The organism is Burkholderia sp. A2 (assembly GCF_001729305.1).
GTDB lineage: Bacteria > Pseudomonadota > Gammaproteobacteria > Burkholderiales > Burkholderiaceae > Burkholderia > Burkholderia sola.
In genome coordinates this window covers 3,628-3,879 of the sequence record NZ_LZXX01000141.1, presented here as the reverse complement: position 1 = coordinate 3,879, position 252 = coordinate 3,628, and the positions used below count along the sequence as shown (strand labels likewise).

The 252-nt window shown below is 67.5% G+C and carries 1 pseudogene; it reads left to right on the top strand.

Annotated elements, in window-relative coordinates:
* Positions 1 to 252: pseudogene (locus A9Z05_RS38170) on the top strand (TetR family transcriptional regulator); the annotation flags it as partial.

Genomic DNA, 252 nt, shown 5'->3' with positions numbered 1-252 from the left:
AGCTGCGGCGCGTGTTCAGCATCCTGTTCATGAAGTGCGAATACGTCGCGGACATGGAGCCGCTGCTGCAGCGCAACCGCGCGGGGATGAGCGAGGCGCTGCACATGATCGACGCCGATCTCGCGGTGGCCGTGGGGCTCGGGTTGCTGCCCGAGCGGCTCGATACGTGGCGCGCGACGCTGATGCTGCACACGCTCGTCAGCGGCTTCGTGCGCGACATGCTGATGCTGCCCGACGAGATCGACGCCGAGC